14 protein-coding genes are annotated in these 16114 nt (G+C 70.0%); 11 read left to right on the top strand and 3 right to left on the bottom strand.

What is annotated here, in order from left to right; all coding sequences use genetic code 11:
* The 11 genes from ACFQ4H_RS01135 to ACFQ4H_RS01085 all read left to right on the top strand — a co-directional run bounded on the left by ACFQ4H_RS01135 (position 1) and on the right by ACFQ4H_RS01085 (position 11450).
* Positions 1-978 carry an ABC transporter ATP-binding protein gene (locus tag ACFQ4H_RS01135; protein WP_377565828.1) on the top strand — a complete coding sequence of 326 codons (978 nt, stop codon included), beginning with the start codon at positions 1-3 and terminating at the stop codon, positions 976-978.
* Positions 975-1961, top strand: coding sequence for an ABC transporter ATP-binding protein (locus tag ACFQ4H_RS01130; protein ID WP_377565826.1), 987 nt, complete (start codon positions 975-977; stop codon positions 1959-1961). Before ACFQ4H_RS01135 ends, ACFQ4H_RS01130 begins: the two co-directional genes overlap by 4 nt.
* Before the next feature lie 8 nt (positions 1962-1969).
* On the top strand, positions 1970-3208 hold the full coding sequence (locus ACFQ4H_RS01125; protein WP_377565824.1) for an amidohydrolase family protein: 1239 nt from the start codon (positions 1970-1972) through the stop codon (positions 3206-3208).
* Positions 3205-4863 (top strand): DUF885 domain-containing protein, encoded by a 1659-nt coding sequence (locus tag ACFQ4H_RS01120; protein ID WP_377565821.1) that lies wholly within the window; start codon positions 3205-3207, stop codon positions 4861-4863. Before ACFQ4H_RS01125 ends, ACFQ4H_RS01120 begins: the two co-directional genes overlap by 4 nt.
* Before the next feature lie 117 nt (positions 4864-4980).
* On the top strand, positions 4981-5358 hold the full coding sequence (locus tag ACFQ4H_RS01115) for a nuclear transport factor 2 family protein (RefSeq protein ID WP_377565819.1): 378 nt from the start codon (positions 4981-4983) through the stop codon (positions 5356-5358).
* Positions 5355-5681, top strand: a complete 327-nt coding sequence (locus tag ACFQ4H_RS01110) for a TIGR04076 family protein (RefSeq protein WP_377565817.1) — start codon at positions 5355-5357, stop codon at positions 5679-5681. Before ACFQ4H_RS01115 ends, ACFQ4H_RS01110 begins: the two co-directional genes overlap by 4 nt.
* Complete coding sequence (locus tag ACFQ4H_RS01105; protein ID WP_377565815.1) at positions 5678-6688, top strand: LLM class flavin-dependent oxidoreductase; 1011 nt, start codon at positions 5678-5680, stop codon at positions 6686-6688. The genes ACFQ4H_RS01110 and ACFQ4H_RS01105 overlap by 4 nt, the downstream gene beginning before the upstream one ends.
* A gap of 444 nt (positions 6689-7132) precedes the next feature.
* On the top strand, positions 7133-8584 hold the full coding sequence (locus ACFQ4H_RS01100) for a hypothetical protein (protein WP_377565813.1): 1452 nt from the start codon (positions 7133-7135) through the stop codon (positions 8582-8584).
* A gap of 189 nt (positions 8585-8773) precedes the next feature.
* The gene (locus ACFQ4H_RS01095) at positions 8774-9361 is read left to right on the top strand and encodes a TetR/AcrR family transcriptional regulator (RefSeq protein ID WP_377565810.1); all 588 of its coding nucleotides are present in this window, start codon (positions 8774-8776) and stop codon (positions 9359-9361) included.
* Between the two features lie 37 nt (positions 9362-9398).
* Positions 9399-10316 carry an alpha/beta fold hydrolase gene (locus ACFQ4H_RS01090; RefSeq protein WP_377565807.1) on the top strand — a complete coding sequence of 306 codons (918 nt, stop codon included), beginning with the start codon at positions 9399-9401 and terminating at the stop codon, positions 10314-10316.
* A gap of 78 nt (positions 10317-10394) precedes the next feature.
* On the top strand, positions 10395-11450 hold the full coding sequence (locus ACFQ4H_RS01085) for a DUF6346 domain-containing protein (RefSeq protein ID WP_377565804.1): 1056 nt from the start codon (positions 10395-10397) through the stop codon (positions 11448-11450).
* Positions 11451-11625: 175 nt separating this feature from the next.
* On the opposite strand, the gene ACFQ4H_RS01080 is transcribed toward ACFQ4H_RS01085, so the two are convergent.
* The 3 genes from ACFQ4H_RS01080 to ACFQ4H_RS01070 all read right to left on the bottom strand — a co-directional run bounded on the left by ACFQ4H_RS01080 (position 11626) and on the right by ACFQ4H_RS01070 (position 16099).
* Positions 11626-14550: an AfsR/SARP family transcriptional regulator gene (locus ACFQ4H_RS01080; protein ID WP_377566225.1), complete on the bottom strand. Its 2925-nt coding sequence runs from the start codon at positions 14548-14550 to the stop codon at positions 11626-11628.
* A gap of 128 nt (positions 14551-14678) precedes the next feature.
* Positions 14679-15503, bottom strand: a complete 825-nt coding sequence (locus ACFQ4H_RS01075) for a glycosyltransferase family 2 protein (RefSeq protein ID WP_377565802.1) — start codon at positions 15501-15503, stop codon at positions 14679-14681.
* Positions 15461-16099: a histidine phosphatase family protein gene (locus ACFQ4H_RS01070; protein WP_377565799.1), complete on the bottom strand. Its 639-nt coding sequence runs from the start codon at positions 16097-16099 to the stop codon at positions 15461-15463. The genes ACFQ4H_RS01075 and ACFQ4H_RS01070 overlap by 43 nt, the downstream gene beginning before the upstream one ends.
* Positions 16100-16114 lie beyond the last annotated feature (15 nt).

Below are 16114 nucleotides of genomic sequence, written 5' to 3'. Positions count from 1 at the left end.
ATGGGCAACCTGCTCGACGTCGACAACCTGGCCGTGACCCTGCCCGGCCCCCGTGGACCACTGCCGATCCTGCACGGCGTCTCGCTCACCGTCGGTGAGGGCGAACTCGTCGGCATCGCGGGGGAGAGCGGCTGCGGCAAGAGCCTCACCGCACAGGCCCTGCTCGGGCTGCTGCCACCCGGGGCCAAGGTCACCGGGTCGGCCCGGTTCGCCGGCGCCGAACTGCTCGGTCTGGACAACAGGGGCTGGCAGCGGGTACGCGGCGCCGGGATCTCGATGGTGTTCCAGGACCCGACGGCCGCCCTGCACCCGATGCTCACCGTCGGTCGGCAGCTCACCGAACACATGCGGGTCCACCTGAAGCTGGACCGGCGGGCCGCCGACCGGCGGGCTGTCGAACTGCTCGACCAGGTGCGCATCCCGGACCCGGAACGTGCTGTCCGGGCGTACCCGCACCAGTTCTCCGGCGGCATGCGCCAGCGGGTGGCCATCGCCATCGCACTGGCCGCGAAGCCGCGACTGCTGATCGCCGACGAGCCGACCACCGCCCTCGACGTGACCGTGCAGGCCGGCATCCTGGCGCTGCTGGACCGGCTGCGGTCCGAGACGGGGCTGGCCGTCGCCTTCATCACCCACGACCTCGGGGTGCTCAGCTCGCTGACCACCCGCAGCTACGTCTTCTACGCCGGTCGGGTGGTGGAGACCGGGCCGACCGGTGCGTTGCTCACCGAGCCGCGTCACCCGTACACGGCGGCGCTGCTCGGTGCCCGGCCGCACGGAACCCAGGCGGTCGGCACCCTCAGGCCGATCCCGGGCGGTCCGCCCGCGCCGGGGGAGCTGCCGCCGGGCTGCGCGTTCCAGCCCCGATGCAACTTCGCCGAACCGTCCTGTACCACCGCGCCACCCCCACTGGCCCCGGTCGGCACCGACCGCTCGGCGGCCTGCCCCGTCCGTCCCAGCCTGGAGGTGGTGGCATGACCGAGCGCACCGAGCCGGAGGCCCTGCTGCGGATCGACGACGTCGAGGTGGAGTACAAGCCCCGGGGCCGGGGCCCGGTACGTGCCGTCGCCGGGGTCAGCCTCGAGGTCGCGTCCGGCCAGATCGTCGGCCTGGTCGGCGAGTCCGGCTGCGGCAAGTCGTCGCTGGCCCGGGTCGCGGTCGGTCTCGCCGCGCCGAGCGCCGGAACGATCCGGTACGCCGGTGCGCCGGTCACGCCACTGGGTTGGCGACGGCGGGCCGAGTCCGAGGTCGGGTTGCAGATGGTCTTCCAGAACCCGTACGCCTCGCTCAACCCCCGCCGTACCATCGGCGACCAGCTTCTCGACGGGGTGCCGGCGACGGTGACCGGAACCGCCGCCCGGCGGGCCCGGGTCACCGAGCTGCTCGACCGCGTCGGAATGCCGGCCAGCACGGGACAGCGCTATCCGCACCAGTTCTCCGGCGGGCAGCGTCAGCGGCTGGCGATCGCCCGGGCCCTCGCCCCGGAACCCCGCATGATCATCGCCGATGAGCCGGTCACCGCCCTCGACGCATCCTCCCAGGCCCAGGTGGTGAACCTGCTGGTCAAGCTGGTCCGGGAACTCGACATGGGCATGCTGTTCATCTCGCACGACCTGGCCCTGGTGCACGAGATCGCCGACGTGACCGCGGTGATGTACCTCGGCAAGATCGTCGAGACCGCGCCGACCCGGGATCTGTGGCGCGCGCCGTCGCACCCGTACACCCGGGCGCTGATCGACGCGGTACCGCAGATCAGCACCACCCCACGGCTGCCGAAGACGCTGGCCGGGGAGGTGCCGGACCCGGCGAACGCACCGACCGGCTGCCGCTTCCGGCCCCGCTGCCCGCACGCCTTCGATCCGTGCGGCCAGCAGCCGCCAACGATCGACCTGGGCGGACGTACCGCCGCCTGTTGGCTCACCGACCCCACGGTGGCGCGGCCCACCGTGCCCGCCATCTGAGGAGACGCATGCACTCCGCCACTGAACAGGTCCTGGTCAACCTCTCCCTCTACGACGGGGTCCAGGACGAGATCCAGACCGACCGGGGTATCTGGGTCGGCGCGGACGGCACCATCCGCGCCGTCGGCCAGGTCGACGACGTGCTCACCGAGGCCGGGGACGTGCCCGTGGTGGACCTCGGTGGTCACCACGTCATGCCCGGCCTGACCAACATGCACGTCCACCTCTCCCTCGGGCTGCCCGGTCACCTCGGCGACGAGGTGCACCGGTCCAACCTCGCCGAGCTGGTGCTGCTGATGGCCGACTCGGCCCGGCGTACCCTGCACTCCGGTGTCACCACCGCCCGGCTCGTCGGCGAGAGTCGGTACGCCGACTTTGCGCTGCGCAAGGGCATCGAGGGCGGGGCGGTGGACGGCCCGCGCATCTTCACCGCCGGGCACGCACTCTGCTGTACGGGCGGACACGGCTGGGAGGCCGACGCGCTGGAGGCCGACGGGGCCGACGGGTTCCGCCGGCTCACCCGGCAGCAGATCCGGGCCGGTGCCGACCTGATCAAGGTGTGCATCTCCGGTGGGATCGCCGGCCAGTTCGAGGCGATCGACACCCCGCAGCTGCTCGACGACGAGATGGCGGCGGTCATCCAGGTCGCCCACGACTGGGGACGCAAGGTGACCGCGCACGCCGGTCCCGCCGAGTCGGTCCGGCGTGCCGTGGAACTCGGCCTCGACTGCGTCGAGCACGGCTACGAGCTGACCGACGAGGTGACCCGGCTGATGGCCGAGCGGAACGTCTGGTACGTCCCGACGATCGTGGTCAGCCGGTGCGAGCAGTTCTTCCGGGACTCCGGGGTGCCGGGCTGGCTGATGGACCGGGCGCTGGCCGCCGGGCCCCGGCACTGGGAGAGCCTGCAACACGCCATCCGTAACGGCGTACCGATCGCGTTGGGTAGTGACATGCCGCCGCACGCCGGCTACGACGAGACCACCGCGACCGTGCGTGAGTTGGAGTTCATGGTCGACGCCGGGATGACGGTCGCCGACGCGTTGCGCTCCGCCACGATCCGGCCCGCGCAGTGGCTCGGTCAGGCCGACCGGCTCGGCAGCATCGAGGCGGGCAAGCACGCCGACCTGCTGGTACTCCGCGACGACCCGACCCGTTCGGTCTCGGCGCTGCGCACCCTGCACCTGGTGATGAAGGGCGGCGTCGTCTACCGGGACGACACCGGGCGGGCACGGGTCGGCCGATGACCACGATCACCGAGGTGGCCGACCGGTACCTCGACGCGCTGGCCGGACTGGACCCGGTGGCGGCCGAGGCAGCCGGTCGTACCCCGCAGTCGCGGTTCGCGGACCTCAGCCCGGACGGGTTCGCCGCTCGGGCTGAGCTGGCCCGGACCACGGCCACGGCGGCGGCCGGGGCGAGTACGGACGGCACCTCCGAACTCGCCCTCGCCGCCGCCCTGGTGGACCGGCTCACCAGCGAGGTCGCCCTTCATGACAGCGGGTTCACCACCCGGCTGCTGGCACCGCTGGCCACCCCGGTGCACCTGACCCGGCAGGTCTTCGACAACCTGCCCCGGGTGTCCGAAGCGGACTGGGCGGACGTCGCGGCGCACCTGCGCCGGGTGCCGGTCGCGTTGGGCCAGTACGCCGACACGCTGCGCTGGTCGGCCGGCCGGGGGCAGGTCGTCGCCCGCCGCCAGATCCTCGCCGTCGCCGACCAGTGCACCGCCTGGATCACCGTCGACGACTTCTACGGTCGGCTGGTGTCCGGCTATCCCGGTACCGGGGTGCTGGCCGGTGAACTGACCGCCGGTGCCCGGCTGGCGGCCAGCGCCACCCTCGATTTCGCCGGCTTTCTCCGTACCGAGCTGGCCCCGCAGGCCACCGAGGTCGACGGGGTGGGGCGGGATCTCTACGCGGTGACCGCGCGGGACTTCCTCGGCGCGCAGGTCGACCTCGACGAGCTGTACGCCTACGGCTGGGCGGAACTCGAACGCACCGCCGCCGAACTGCGGGCGGTCGCCGCCGAACTCGGTCATCCGGACGTAGCCACCGCGCGGGCGGCGCTGGACGCCGACCCGGCGGGCCGGGTGCCGGTCGGCCCGGACCTGGAGGCCTGGCTACGGGACCGGACCGCCCAGGTCACCGACGCCCTCGACGGTCCCCACTTCGACATCCCGGCCGCCACCCGGGACGTGGTCTGCCGGCTCAGCCCGGCCGCGTCCGGCGTCATGTACTACACCCCGCCGGACCCGGGCCTGACCCGACCCGGCGGTATCTGGTGGTCGGTCCCGCCCGGGGAGACCAGCGTGCCGGTGTGGCGGCACGTCGGAACGTTGCACCACGAAGGGCTGCCCGGACACCACCTCCAGCACGCCATCACCCTCACCACCGCCGACCTGCATCCCTGGCAGCGGGCGCTGTGCCACGTCCACGGGTACGCCGAGGGTTGGGCACACTACGCCGAACGGCTGGCCGACGAGTTCGGCCTCTACCGGGGACCGGCCGAGCGGCTCGGCATGCTGGACGGCCAGATGTGGCGGGCCGCCCGGGTCGTCATAGACATCGGACTGCACCTGGACGCGCCGATTCCCGCCGGGACCGGGTTCACCGATGCCCGTCGGTGGACCCCTGCGGTGGCGGTCGACTTCCTGGTCGACGTCGCCGGGCTGGACCGGGCGACCGCCCGGTTCGAGGTCGACCGTTACCTCGGCTGGCCGGCGCAGGCGCTGGCCTTCAAGGTGGGGGCGCGACTGTGGCAGCAGGCCCGCCGGGAGGCCGAGCAACGCGACGGCTCCGCGTTCGACCGCAAACTGTTCCACCGGACCGCGCTGCGGCTGGGGCCGATGGGCCTCGATCCGTTGCGTACCCGGCTGGCCGCCCTATCGTCGGCCAGCTGAACCGACCTCCTCCTGAACCGACCTCCGTCCGAACCGACGTACCACCTGCTGACGCTCTGCCGCACCAACGAAGTTCCGCCGTCCGCCTGCCGTCCGCCCATCCGGAAACGAGCCCTGATGACCGTCGAAGAGATCACCGCCACCATCACCGCCATGTACCGGGCACTCGGCAACCGGCCCGCGTTCGACGCCCATCTGCATCCCGCCCTGACCATCTGGGAGTCGGACGCGCCCGACCTGCTGCACGGGCTGGCCGCGCTCGACGCCCTGCGGGACCAGCGGGCCGCCACCGCCGCGTCGGGTGTGCCGCCCACCTCCGTCGTACCGGAGCAACTGCTGGCCGAGGTGTGGGGGGAGACCGGCCTGGTCCGGTACGTCCTGCGGGCGACCTATGCCGGTGAGCAGCCGGACGACTGCTTCCGCGTGACCGACGTGCTGCGTCGTGACGAGACCGGCTGGCGGATCGTGCACCACCATGCGGAGGCGCTCCGATGAGCAGCGACGACGCGGTGACCGACCTGTACGACCTGCGGGTCGTGGTGGAGCGGATCGAGGGGCGTTCGGTGTGCGGACTCGCGCCCGGCGACTACCTGGAACTGACCGAATCCAGCCGGATAACCATCCCACCGGGCAAGCACTTCTGCCTGTACGCTCTGGCCGCCTGTCTGCCGTTGCTGCCGGCGAAACAGCGTCCGTTGCCGGACGGCGACTGGCTGGCCCGGGACTGCCACGTGGCCTGCCCGGACCCGGACGAGCGGGTGATCCTGCGGATCGAGCGGACCGCGCGGCGGCGGATCCCGACCGGGGACCTGACGTGACCGGCGGTGGTGAGCGGCTGGTCGGCGTCGGCCTACAGTCGGACAAGACCGCCAGTGAGTACGCGCAGCTGGCCGAACTCGCCGAACGGCACGGGTTCGACGTGCTGTCGGTGTTCGGCGATCTGATGTACCAGCCGCCCATCTTCCCGTTGCTGGAGGCCGCCCGGCACACCCGACGGATCCGGCTTGGCGCGGCCTGCCTGAACCCGTTCACGATGCATCCCGTGGAGATCGCCGGGCAGACGGCGGCACTCGACCTGGCCTCGGACGGACGGGCCTACCTGGGCCTGGCCCGGGGCACCTGGCTGGACCAGGTGGGAGTACCCCAGGCCCGGCCACTGCGTCGGCTGGTCGAGACGGTGGACGTGGTACGACTGCTGCTGGCCCGGGACGAGCGTGGCTACCAGGGGCGGGAGTTCTCGGTGGCGCCGGGCACCGCGTTGCGCTATTCCCCGGTGCGGGACCGGGTACCGGTCCTGATCGGCACCTGGGGGGAGCGTACCGCCCGGCAGGTTGCGGCATTCGCCGACGAGATCAAGGTCGGTGGATCGGCCAATCCGGCGATGGCGAGGACGATGCGGGCCTGGCTGGACGAGGGTGCTGCGGCAGCCGGCCGATCCGGTGCCGAGATCGGCGTGGTGCTGGGCGCGGTCACCGTGGTCGACGAGGACGGGGCACTCGCCCGCCGGGTGGCGCGTACCGAGGTGGCGATGTATCTCGCGGTGGTGGCCGACCTGGACCCGACCGTCGAGGTGGACCCGGAACTGCTGGCCCGGATCCAGCAGCTCGTCGCCCGACAGGAGCACGTACGGGCCGGCGAGCTGATCGGCGACGACCTGCTCGACCTGTTCGCCTTCGCCGGCACACCGGAGCAGATCGCCGCCCAGGCCGAGGCGGTGTTCGAGGCCGGGGCGACGCGGGTGGAGTTCGGCACCCCGCACGGGTTGACCCCGTACGCCGGGGTGGATCTGCTCGGTCGCCGGGTGCTGCCGCTGCTTACGGCGTAGTCAGCACCAGCCCTGGGGGAAGAACAACTTCTTCGAATCCGTCTTCCCCCAGGGCTGCGTGACGCGTCGTGTCGCAATTCGGATGCTGACGGGGTGCTACTCCGGCTGGGACGGGTAACCGATCCCGGCGAGTGTCGCCAACGCCCGACACCGGTCCCGGAGCGTCGCGATGTCGGGCAGGGCGCGGGCAAGGTCGTGAACTGTCACCAAGCCATCCAATCCAATGTCGACCGTGGGCGTACCTCGGCATTCCCGCTGTGTTGCTGATCGTCAGCGCCCGCGTTGCAGTTCAGCTTATGGCAGCGAAGGGAGCACTGTTCCGCCTGGTCAGCGCCGTTGTTGCGCCCGTTGTTGAGGTTGCCGGTGCCCGGTTGTCCCTGCTTGCAGCCGGTTGAGCCCCGGTTGCGGAGTCGATTGCCGGCTCGCGGGCTGAGGCTGGTCGACATGACGAACAGCGATGCCCGACAAGGGCATGTCCCGACCCGTACCAGACCTGACCGCCGTACCCTGATCAAGCTCGGTAGCCTGCTGGCCACACTGATGGCCGTGGGCGCGGGTATCACCGGCACCTACGCCGCCTCAGCCGACGAGACCCGCACGGTACGCGGCACCGTTACCGCACGCCCGGAGGCGAACATCCGCGACGGTGTGGAAGGGGCCATCATCGGCAACGCCGCCCATGGCACCGGCTACACCGTCGTCTGCTATCGGAGCGGTCCCAACCAGATCTCCGGCTCCGAAGGTGCCAGTCCGTACTGGGACAGGGTCGTGGACGAAAACGGAAACGATGCCGGCTGGATCGCCGACGTGTGGCTGGACACCGGTGGTGACATCACCAGTCAGGTCGACCCCTGTAGGGAAGGACAACTGGGCGCGGGAATCCGCAACAGCGCCGCCAACAGGCAGGCGACCGATGCTGCACCCCGTACGGTCACCGGAAGGGTGACGGCGACGGAGCACCTGGCGGTGAAGACCGGACCGTCCCTGGCCGCCCCCCGAACCGAACTGCAGCTTCTCGTCGCGGACCACTCCTACACCGTCGCCTGTTACCGCGAGGGTGACGAGGTGACCGGCGACGGTGGAACGAACCGGTACTGGGACCTGGTCGTCGACCCCACGGACCCGCGTCGGGCGATCGGCTTCGTGGCCGATGCGTGGCTGGACACCGGTGGTGACATCACCGCCCAGGTCGAACGCTGCGGTGAGGTCCCGCTCGCTCCACAGATCAGCAACACCATGCCCGGCCCGGCCGGCGCCAAGGACGTCCTGGCCGCCCGAGCTGTCAGGATCACCTCGTCGGAGCCTGCTGCCGTAGGTGCCTGGAACCATTGTCGCGTCGGACGCCACACCGATTCCTGTCTCACTCCGATCACCAAGATCGACCTGGTGGTCAACCACGCCAACGCCGCTGGCATCGATCCCCGGCTGCTCCTGGCGATCCTGGTACGGGAGGAAGGCAGCTTCGGCTACAGCCGACCCTGGGAGGACATCAAGACCTGGGTCCTTCAGGACGAGGCCTCCCGTGGCCTCGGCAACATGTCCAAGGCCACCTTCGAAGAGACCAGACGCAAGCACCCGGAGCTGTTCGGCAGCCGCCAGTTCCACGAGTTGACCGGTGACGACGAACTCTCGATCCAGACCACTGCCTGGCACCTGCGCGATCTGCTCGACCAACTTCCCACCACCTGGCCAGGCGACTACACCCGGGACGAGCTGCTGGCCATCGGTTACAACGCCGGCGCCAGCAACATGCTGCCCACCGCTGACGGAACCGGGGAGGAACTCGGCGACGACGTCAGGAACTACCTCGGCGACGACCGAGGTGTGAGGACCTGGTGGTCCCGCGCCGACGAGCTCATCTGCCGCTCCGGCGTCTACCTCTGTCTGATCCGCTAACCGACCATCGAGCCTTCCGTCGGGTTGGCGCGACCGAGCCACGGTGGCGCCAACCCGACCGTCGTCATCGGGCTTTTCGCCGTACTCGCCAAAGAGCGAGCGATCATGGTTGGTGCCGGGGCACTACCGGATGGCTGTCGGCGACCGAGGTGGTTGACGAACCGAACGATCGTGCGCAACGATGTCGGCGTGGGGAAGGGCGAGCTGACCAGGCAGGCGGTCCTGGCGACAGCGGCGGAGATAGCCGACCGGATCGGCCTGGCCGGGCTCACCATCGGTTCCCTGGCCAGCCAGATGGAGATGTCCAAGAGCGGACTGTTCGGGCACTTCCGCTCCAAGGAGTCACTTCAGCTCCAGGTCCTGGCGTACGCCCGGCAGAACTTCATCGAGGCGGTCATTCATCCCGCGCTGGCTGCACCCCGTGGCGAGCGACGGGTGCGGGTGCTGGTGGAGGGCTGGCTGGCCTGCGGTCTGAAGCGGAAGGCAGGCTGTCTCTTCGTGTCGGCCGACACCGAGTTCGACGACCAGCCCGGGCCGGTCCGTGACCAACTCGTCCGCGACCACCGGGACCTGATGGAGTCGATCGCCCAGATGTTCCGTAGCGGGATCACCGAGGGGGAGTTCCGGTCCGACGCCGATCCCGAACAGTTCGCCCACGACCTGTACGGCGTCATGCTCGGGTTCTTCCACGCCTACCGCCTGATGAAGGATTCCGCAGCCGTGTCCAGGACCCGTCGGGCCGTGGACGTGCTGTTGGACAACGCCCGGATCCGCTAGACCCCTGGATCGGATCCGAAAACGGAGAAGGAACGAGATGGCCGCTTGGCGCAGCAAGAAAAGCACGATCGTTCGTACGGCAACGATGGGCGCGTTCCGCCTGACCTTCGGGGCGCTGGAGCGGGTGGCACCCGGTCCCGGGGCCGTACTGGCCGAGCGCGTCTGGTGTACGGTCCCGCGCGGCCCGGTACGCCCGCCCGACGCGCCCGGCGAGCGGTTCACCGTGACGGTGCACGGCCGTACGGTCGTCGCCGAAGCCTGGGGTGATGGGCCGGCGGTGTACCTGATGCACGGTTGGGGCGGTTGGCGTGGCCAGTTCAGCGCCTTCGTCGCCCCACTGGTCGACGCCGGCCACCGGGTCATCGCCTTCGACGCGCCGAGCCACGGCGACTCGGCACCCGGTGCGTTCGGCCGGGGGAGAGGTCTGCTGCCGGAGTTCGTCGACGCCCTGGCCGCCGTGATCGAGGTGGGTGGACCGGCGTACACCGTCATCGGGCATTCCCTCGGCGGTGCCGCCACCGCCATCGCCGTCCTTGACGGGCTGCCGGCCGACCGGCTGGTCCTCATCGCCCCGATGGGCGATCCGATGGCCTACACCCGCGACTTCGCGCGGACGCTCGGATTCGACGAGCGGATCCGGACCGGCTTCCTCCGTCGGCTCGAACGGCGGGTCGGCCGACAGATGTCCGAGTTCGACATCGTGGTCCGGGCCGCCGGTCAGCAGCACCTGCCGCCGATGCTGGTCGTCCACGACCATGCGGACAAGGAGGTCCGCTACACCGATGGTGAGGCGCTCGTCGCGGCCTGGCCCGGGGCCGAACTGTTGCCGACCAGTGGTCTCGGGCACCGACGTATCCTGCGTGACCCCACCACCGTCGACAGTGTCGTACGGTTCCTGACCGGGCTCGGACCGGACAGGGAGGAGCCGTCCCGGTCAGTGGGCGTAGCCCGCTAGCGCCCCAGTCAGCGAAGCGGTGCCGCGGCACGGCGTCGGTGGCGTGGCCATGGGGAAGAAGCGGTTGGAGTACGTCTGATGTTCGACATCCGATCGACTCTTGACCGGAATTCGCATGCTGGGCGGGTGCCGACATGTGACCTCGAAGGCCGTACCGAGTCAAGTCCTTGCTGCATTGTCCATGTCCGGGGCGGGGATGATGTCGCCAAGCTTGCGGCAACGCTGAGCACCTTGATTGGTGGGGTCTTCCGACCTCCCGGCAGCATCGCGTTGGCTGCCTCGGATATCGAGGTCCACTGGAACGACTGCTACGACGGGGCGCGGGCCGACCTCGCCGACTTCACCGCGTACGAGATACACCTCGACATCATCGCCAAACCAGGGGTGCCCGGTGTTGTCGCGGACGTGGTCGCCCTACTGGATGCGCTGTATCAACTGGAGTTGCCTTATGCGGCCGACGGCGATTTCGTGGAGCAGCTTCCCCGTCCGAACAGCCTTGGCGCTATGGTGCTGCCCGCCCGGCAGGAAAGTGCCGCTGAGCGGAAAGCGGTAGTGGTCGCCCAGCGGCAATCCGCTGCCTTGGCGACCTGGAACAGGCGTGGTACGCCATGGAATCGTCTATTCGTCCTGGGGCAGGCCCTGGCGGCGGTCCTCGTGGCAGTCGTGGTGGGGCTGGTCAACAATCTTGTCCTGAACCTCTATCCGGGTAGCACGCTGGGCAAGACCTCGCCATCGACAGTGGTGGCGTCGGGTGAGGTCACGAGTTGCCAGCGTGAGTTCCGGGTGACGATCTGGATGGTCGGCTACTCCTGGGAGTGCCGTGCCACGGTGCACGTCGAAAAAGATCGCCGGATGGAACAGGTGACGTTGTACCACTCAATCGCCACGCCGGACGACATAGGTCATCGGATCGAGCTCAGGGAGGCGTGTGACGGGCCTAGCCGGAGTCGTTGTTCGTACGGCCGGCCGGTCAGTTGGTGGCTCAGCCTCATCGTGACGTTTCCCGTATGGATCGGCAGAGTGGTGTGCGTCTCCTCGCTCGTTCTTGCCGGCTGGTTGATTCTTGTCGCGGTCGTCGGGCGACCCCGAGCCGTGCGGTGGACCCGGAGATGCTCGGCCAGGCGTGAGTCCTGATGCCGTCCGCGTACGCGCCAACGAAATGCCGCGGTCCAAGTAGGTCAGAACGTCCCGCCGATGCGCCGTCGTGTACGACGCTGAGCGAGCCTGCCAGCGGTGACTTCCGTTGCGGAAACCCAGCCACACGATCATGGTGCTTGGCCGACATGAACCGACGTGCCAGGTCACTCCATCATGGGGCGGTAGGCAGGCTGCCGAAGAAGTGCTCGTACATCGGCTCCCGATAGGCGCTCACCGGGCGGCCGAGTTCCCGGGCCTGCTCGGCCAACTGCCGCGCGGAGGCCTCGTCACCCGCTGCGGCGTACGCCCGGCTGGCGGCCCAGCGGGCAACGGCCCGCAGGTAGTGGTCACCGACCCGCATCGCCAGGTCCTCCGCCCGGGTGGCGTCCCGTAGGGCCGCCTCGTGATCGGCCCGGCCCAGGTGGGTGGCGACGCGGGTGAGGTGCGCTTCGCAGCGGGTGTGCAGATCGTTGGTCGCCTCCGTACAGACGATGGCCTCGGTGAGGCTGGACAGCGAATCCGCCCAGTGCCCGGTACGACACAGCAGTCGGCCCCGCATGCTCAGCGCCGCGCCCTCCAGGCCCGTGGCGCCGATCTCGCGGGCGAGCTTCAACGCCTCGTCCACACCCTCGAACGCCTCCGCGACCTGGCCGTTGTCGAACCGTACCTGGGCCATGTTGCTCAGGCTCGCGCCGATCGGCAGCGGAAGTCCCAGGGCACGGCGTACCGCCAACGCTTCCTCATGGAAGACCAGCGCCTCCACCGGCTCACCCTGCCGGTAGCGCAGGTTGCCGAGACTGTCCAGACAGGCCGAGATGCGTGCCTGGTTGCCCAGCGACCTGGTCAACTCCAGGCACCGGGCCAGGTCCGCCTCGACGGCATCCGCGTTGCCGGCCCCCTTCGTCAGTTGCGCACGGTAGAAGAGGGCCGCACCCAGCTCCAACGTCATGCCGAGCCGGGTCGTCACGCTCACCGCGCCGTCGATGACGGTGAAGGCCTCGTGCCGGTAGCCGTGGCGGTGCAGCACCGCGACGCTGGCCCAGGCCAGTCGGGCCGCGAGTCGCGGCGTGTCACCGGGCATGGTGCTGGCCTGGGTGAACAGCTCAACCAGGTTTGCGTGTTCGTCGGCCAACCAGGCCGTCGCCTCGGCGGGAGTCGCCGGTGCATCCTGCCAGGGGAGCACCGCGCTCGCCTCCTCCGGGGTCGGTGACCAGCCGGCGTTGGCCAACTGTTCGACACGACGGGCCCCGAGCAGGTACGTCTCGATGAGCCGCTCGACAGCGGCCTGACGCTCGGTGTCGGATTCCACCCCGGCCTGTTCGTGGGCGTAGAGGCGCAACAGGTCGTGGATGCCGTACGTACCGGGGCGACGCGGGTCGACGAGCCGCTGGTCGGCCAGCCGGTCGAGGGCCGTCTGGGCGACGGTGGTCGGCTCACCGAGCAGGGAGGCGACGGCGCGTACCGTGATCTGGGGGATGGGAACCGCACCGATCAGCCGGAAGGCGCGGGCGCAGCGCTGGTCCCGCGGGTCTCCGCGTTCCATCGTGGTGTAGGCGATCCGTACCGACGCCCGGACGCTGAGGTCGTCGTACTCCAACTCGTCGAGACGCTGCGCGGGGTCGGCCAGCCGATCGGCGAAACTGGACAGCGGCCATTCCGGCCGACTGGCGAGCCGGGCACCGACGATGCGAATGGCCAGTGGGAGGTGACCGCACAGCTCGACCAGCCGCGTCGCCATGCTCGGCTGTGCCGCCACCCGGTCGGCTCCACAGTCGGCTTCCAGCAGGGTCACGGCCTGTGCGGTGGGGAGCAGACCGATCGCCAGATGGTGGCTGTTCGGCAGGGTCGCCAGCATCTGCCGGCTGGTCACGATGGCGGCGCAACTGGGGTCCACCGGTAGCAACGGTTTGACCTGCGCGGCGTTGTGGGCGTTGTCGAGTACGGCCAACAGCCCCCGGCCGGCGATCTCCGACCGGTAGGCGGCGACGGCCTCGCCGAGTTCACTGGGGACCGCGTTGCCCGGTACGCCGAGCGCGCGCAGGAATCGTCTCACCACGTCGACCGGATGCAGGGGGCCGAGGTTCGCGTCAGCGCCCTGGAGGTCGACGTAGAGTGTGCCGCCCGGGTAGCGGTCGGCGAGTTGACTGGCGATCCGGACGGCCAGCGCGGACTTTCCCACACCGCCGGGGCCGTGCAGGGCCACCACGGATCGCTCGGGGGCGTCCCCCAGCCACGACAGCACCGTGGCGATCTCCGGCTGCCGCCCGACCAGGGCTGCCGGGCTGGGCGGGAGTTCGGACATCGGCGGTCGCAGTAGCGGAGACCGGCTCCGGGCAGGCGCGGTGTCGGTGAGTTGGGGGTTGTGGTTGAGCACGTCCTGGTAGATCTGGTCGAGAGCCGGGCTCGGGTCCAGCCCGGTCTCGTCGGCCAGGGTCTGCCGGGCCCGTCGGTACGCCGCCACCGCGCCGGCCACGTCACCGGTGCGGTAGAGCGCCACCATCAGCTGGCCCCAGGTGCGCTGGCGCAGCGGGTGCTCCTCCGCCGTCTTACGCAGTCGTCCGACCAGGTCGGCGGATGCGCCCAACGACAGCCTCGCCTCGACCCAGTCCTCCTCGGTCAGCAGCCGCTCCTCCTCGAGCTGGGCGACGCGCTGCGCCAGCAACGGTGGTAGGGGCAGTTCGGCCAGTGGCGTACCGCGCCACAGCCGTAGTGCCGTCTCCAGGCTCGCCTCGGCAGCGGCGAGGTCGCCGGCGGCCAACGCGTCCCGGCCGCGTGCAGCGACGGCTTGGAACTCGACCAGGTCCAACTCGTCCGGGCCCACTTCGAGCAGGTAGCCCCCGGTCCGCCGGTGCAACCGGGGCCGGCCGATCGGTGTCTCGAGGGTTCGACGGAGACCGTGGGCGTACGTGCGTAGGTTGGCGGCGGCCGATGCGGGCTGGGGATCACCCCAGAGCATGTCGGCCAGGTAGTCGGTGCTCAGCACCTCGTTGGCGTTCAGTAGCAGGGTTGCGCAGAGTAGTCGCTGCTTGCTCGATCCGAGTGGCAGTGGCCGACCATCGAGCCAGACGGTGAGGGCGCCGAGGATCCCGAAACGCATTGCCACGGCCAACTCCTACCATCAAAGCGCCAGTTCGGCGGCCCGCAGGCAGCATCGATCTTGCACTACGGGACGCTACGAGTTGGGCGGCGAGTTGTCGCTACGGTAGCCGGGGTCGGATCGTGGTGTCAGTGCGGACTCGGTCTGGGGGCTCTGATGGGTGGCATACCCGTACGACCGCGCCGTGCGTTGACCGCCGCCTCGATCGTGGCGAAGGAGTGGACCTTCGACTCGTGGTATCCGGGCCGGACGATGGTCTGCCCGGACCAACGCCGGTAGAGAACGGTGAGCGTGGGCAGCGTCAACCCGGGACCGGCGGCTGCTGCGGTGAGACAGAACGCGACGTCCTCGTTCACCCCGAGGCCGGGCCAACCGAACGTCGCCAGGGCGATCGACCGGCGCACCATGATGTTGTTGGGGTGGAAGGGAAAGGGCGAGGTCCATTCCTCCTCCAGTTGGTACCGCCGCCACCTGCGTGGCTCCTCGATCCAACGCGGCGTACGCGACCTGTCGTCCAGCCAGCAGCGGTTGGTCGCCACCCAGACGATGTCGTCAGCCAGCCGGGTGGTGGCGAGGGCCGTGAAACCGTCGACGTCGAGCATGTCGTCGGCATCCAGCGGAAAGACCCAGTCGCCCGAACTCAACGCGAGTGCGTGGTTGCGGGCGGCTGACACTCCCTGCGTGATCGGCAACTGCAGTACGTGGTCGGCACCGGCCTTGTCGACCGTGGACCGGTCGACGCCGGGGCCGTCGACCACGAGACACCATTCGATCCCGATGCCGTGGTCTCCGAGGCTGTCCCGGGCAACGGCGATACTCTCCGCGGTTTCGGTGAGGTACTCCGTCCGCTGCGGATGCACGGCGGTCACGATCGAGATGTGGGTGTGCGGTGCCGCTTCCGAGCCGGCGGTCAACTGGATCTCACCGCCACCGGCACTGGCTCGCCCCGCCACGATTCGCAGTACGTGACGCCGTCGACCCGGACCACGTCGACCTGTTCCGTGTTGTCGATTCCCGGGCAGGCAAGGACGAATTCCGGGGTGAGATTGGCACAGAGGTAGGGCAGCGCGATCCGAAACAGCGTGCCGTGACCGACGAGCACGTACGTGGTGTCAGGTCCACCCGTGGCACTCAGCCGTTCGACGAGTCGACCGACCCGTAGCACCGCCGAATTGGCCGACTCTCCACCCGGGGAGAAGGGATGGTCGAGTTGCGCCAGCCTGAACCAGCGGTGCCAGGTGTCCTCGATCTGCGCGGCGATGTCGTCGTGGAGGCGTCCCTCGATCTCGCCGGCTCCGCATTCGGCCAGCTCCTCGACGATCTCGACCGGGGCGCCGAGGGCGGTGGCCACCTCGGTCGCGGTCTCCACCGCCCGCCGCAGCGGGCTGGACAGCACCGCCCGTACGTCCGGCCGGGCGGCGAGCCGCCGCCCGGCCTGCGCTGCCTGCCGGCGACCTGTCGTATCCAACGGGGGGCCGGGACGAGCGGTCGAGATTCTCCTTATCGTGTTCTCGGCGGTCTGTCCGTGTCGAAGAAAGACAAGGCGCATCGCGTCGCGGCCCTC

It is taken from the genome of Micromonospora sonneratiae (genome assembly GCF_042679305.1).
GTDB classification, from domain to species: Bacteria; Actinomycetota; Actinomycetes; order Mycobacteriales; family Micromonosporaceae; genus Micromonospora_H; species Micromonospora_H sonneratiae.
The sequence above is the reverse complement of the archived record's forward strand: the minus strand, read 5'-3'. Positions and strand labels throughout refer to the sequence as shown.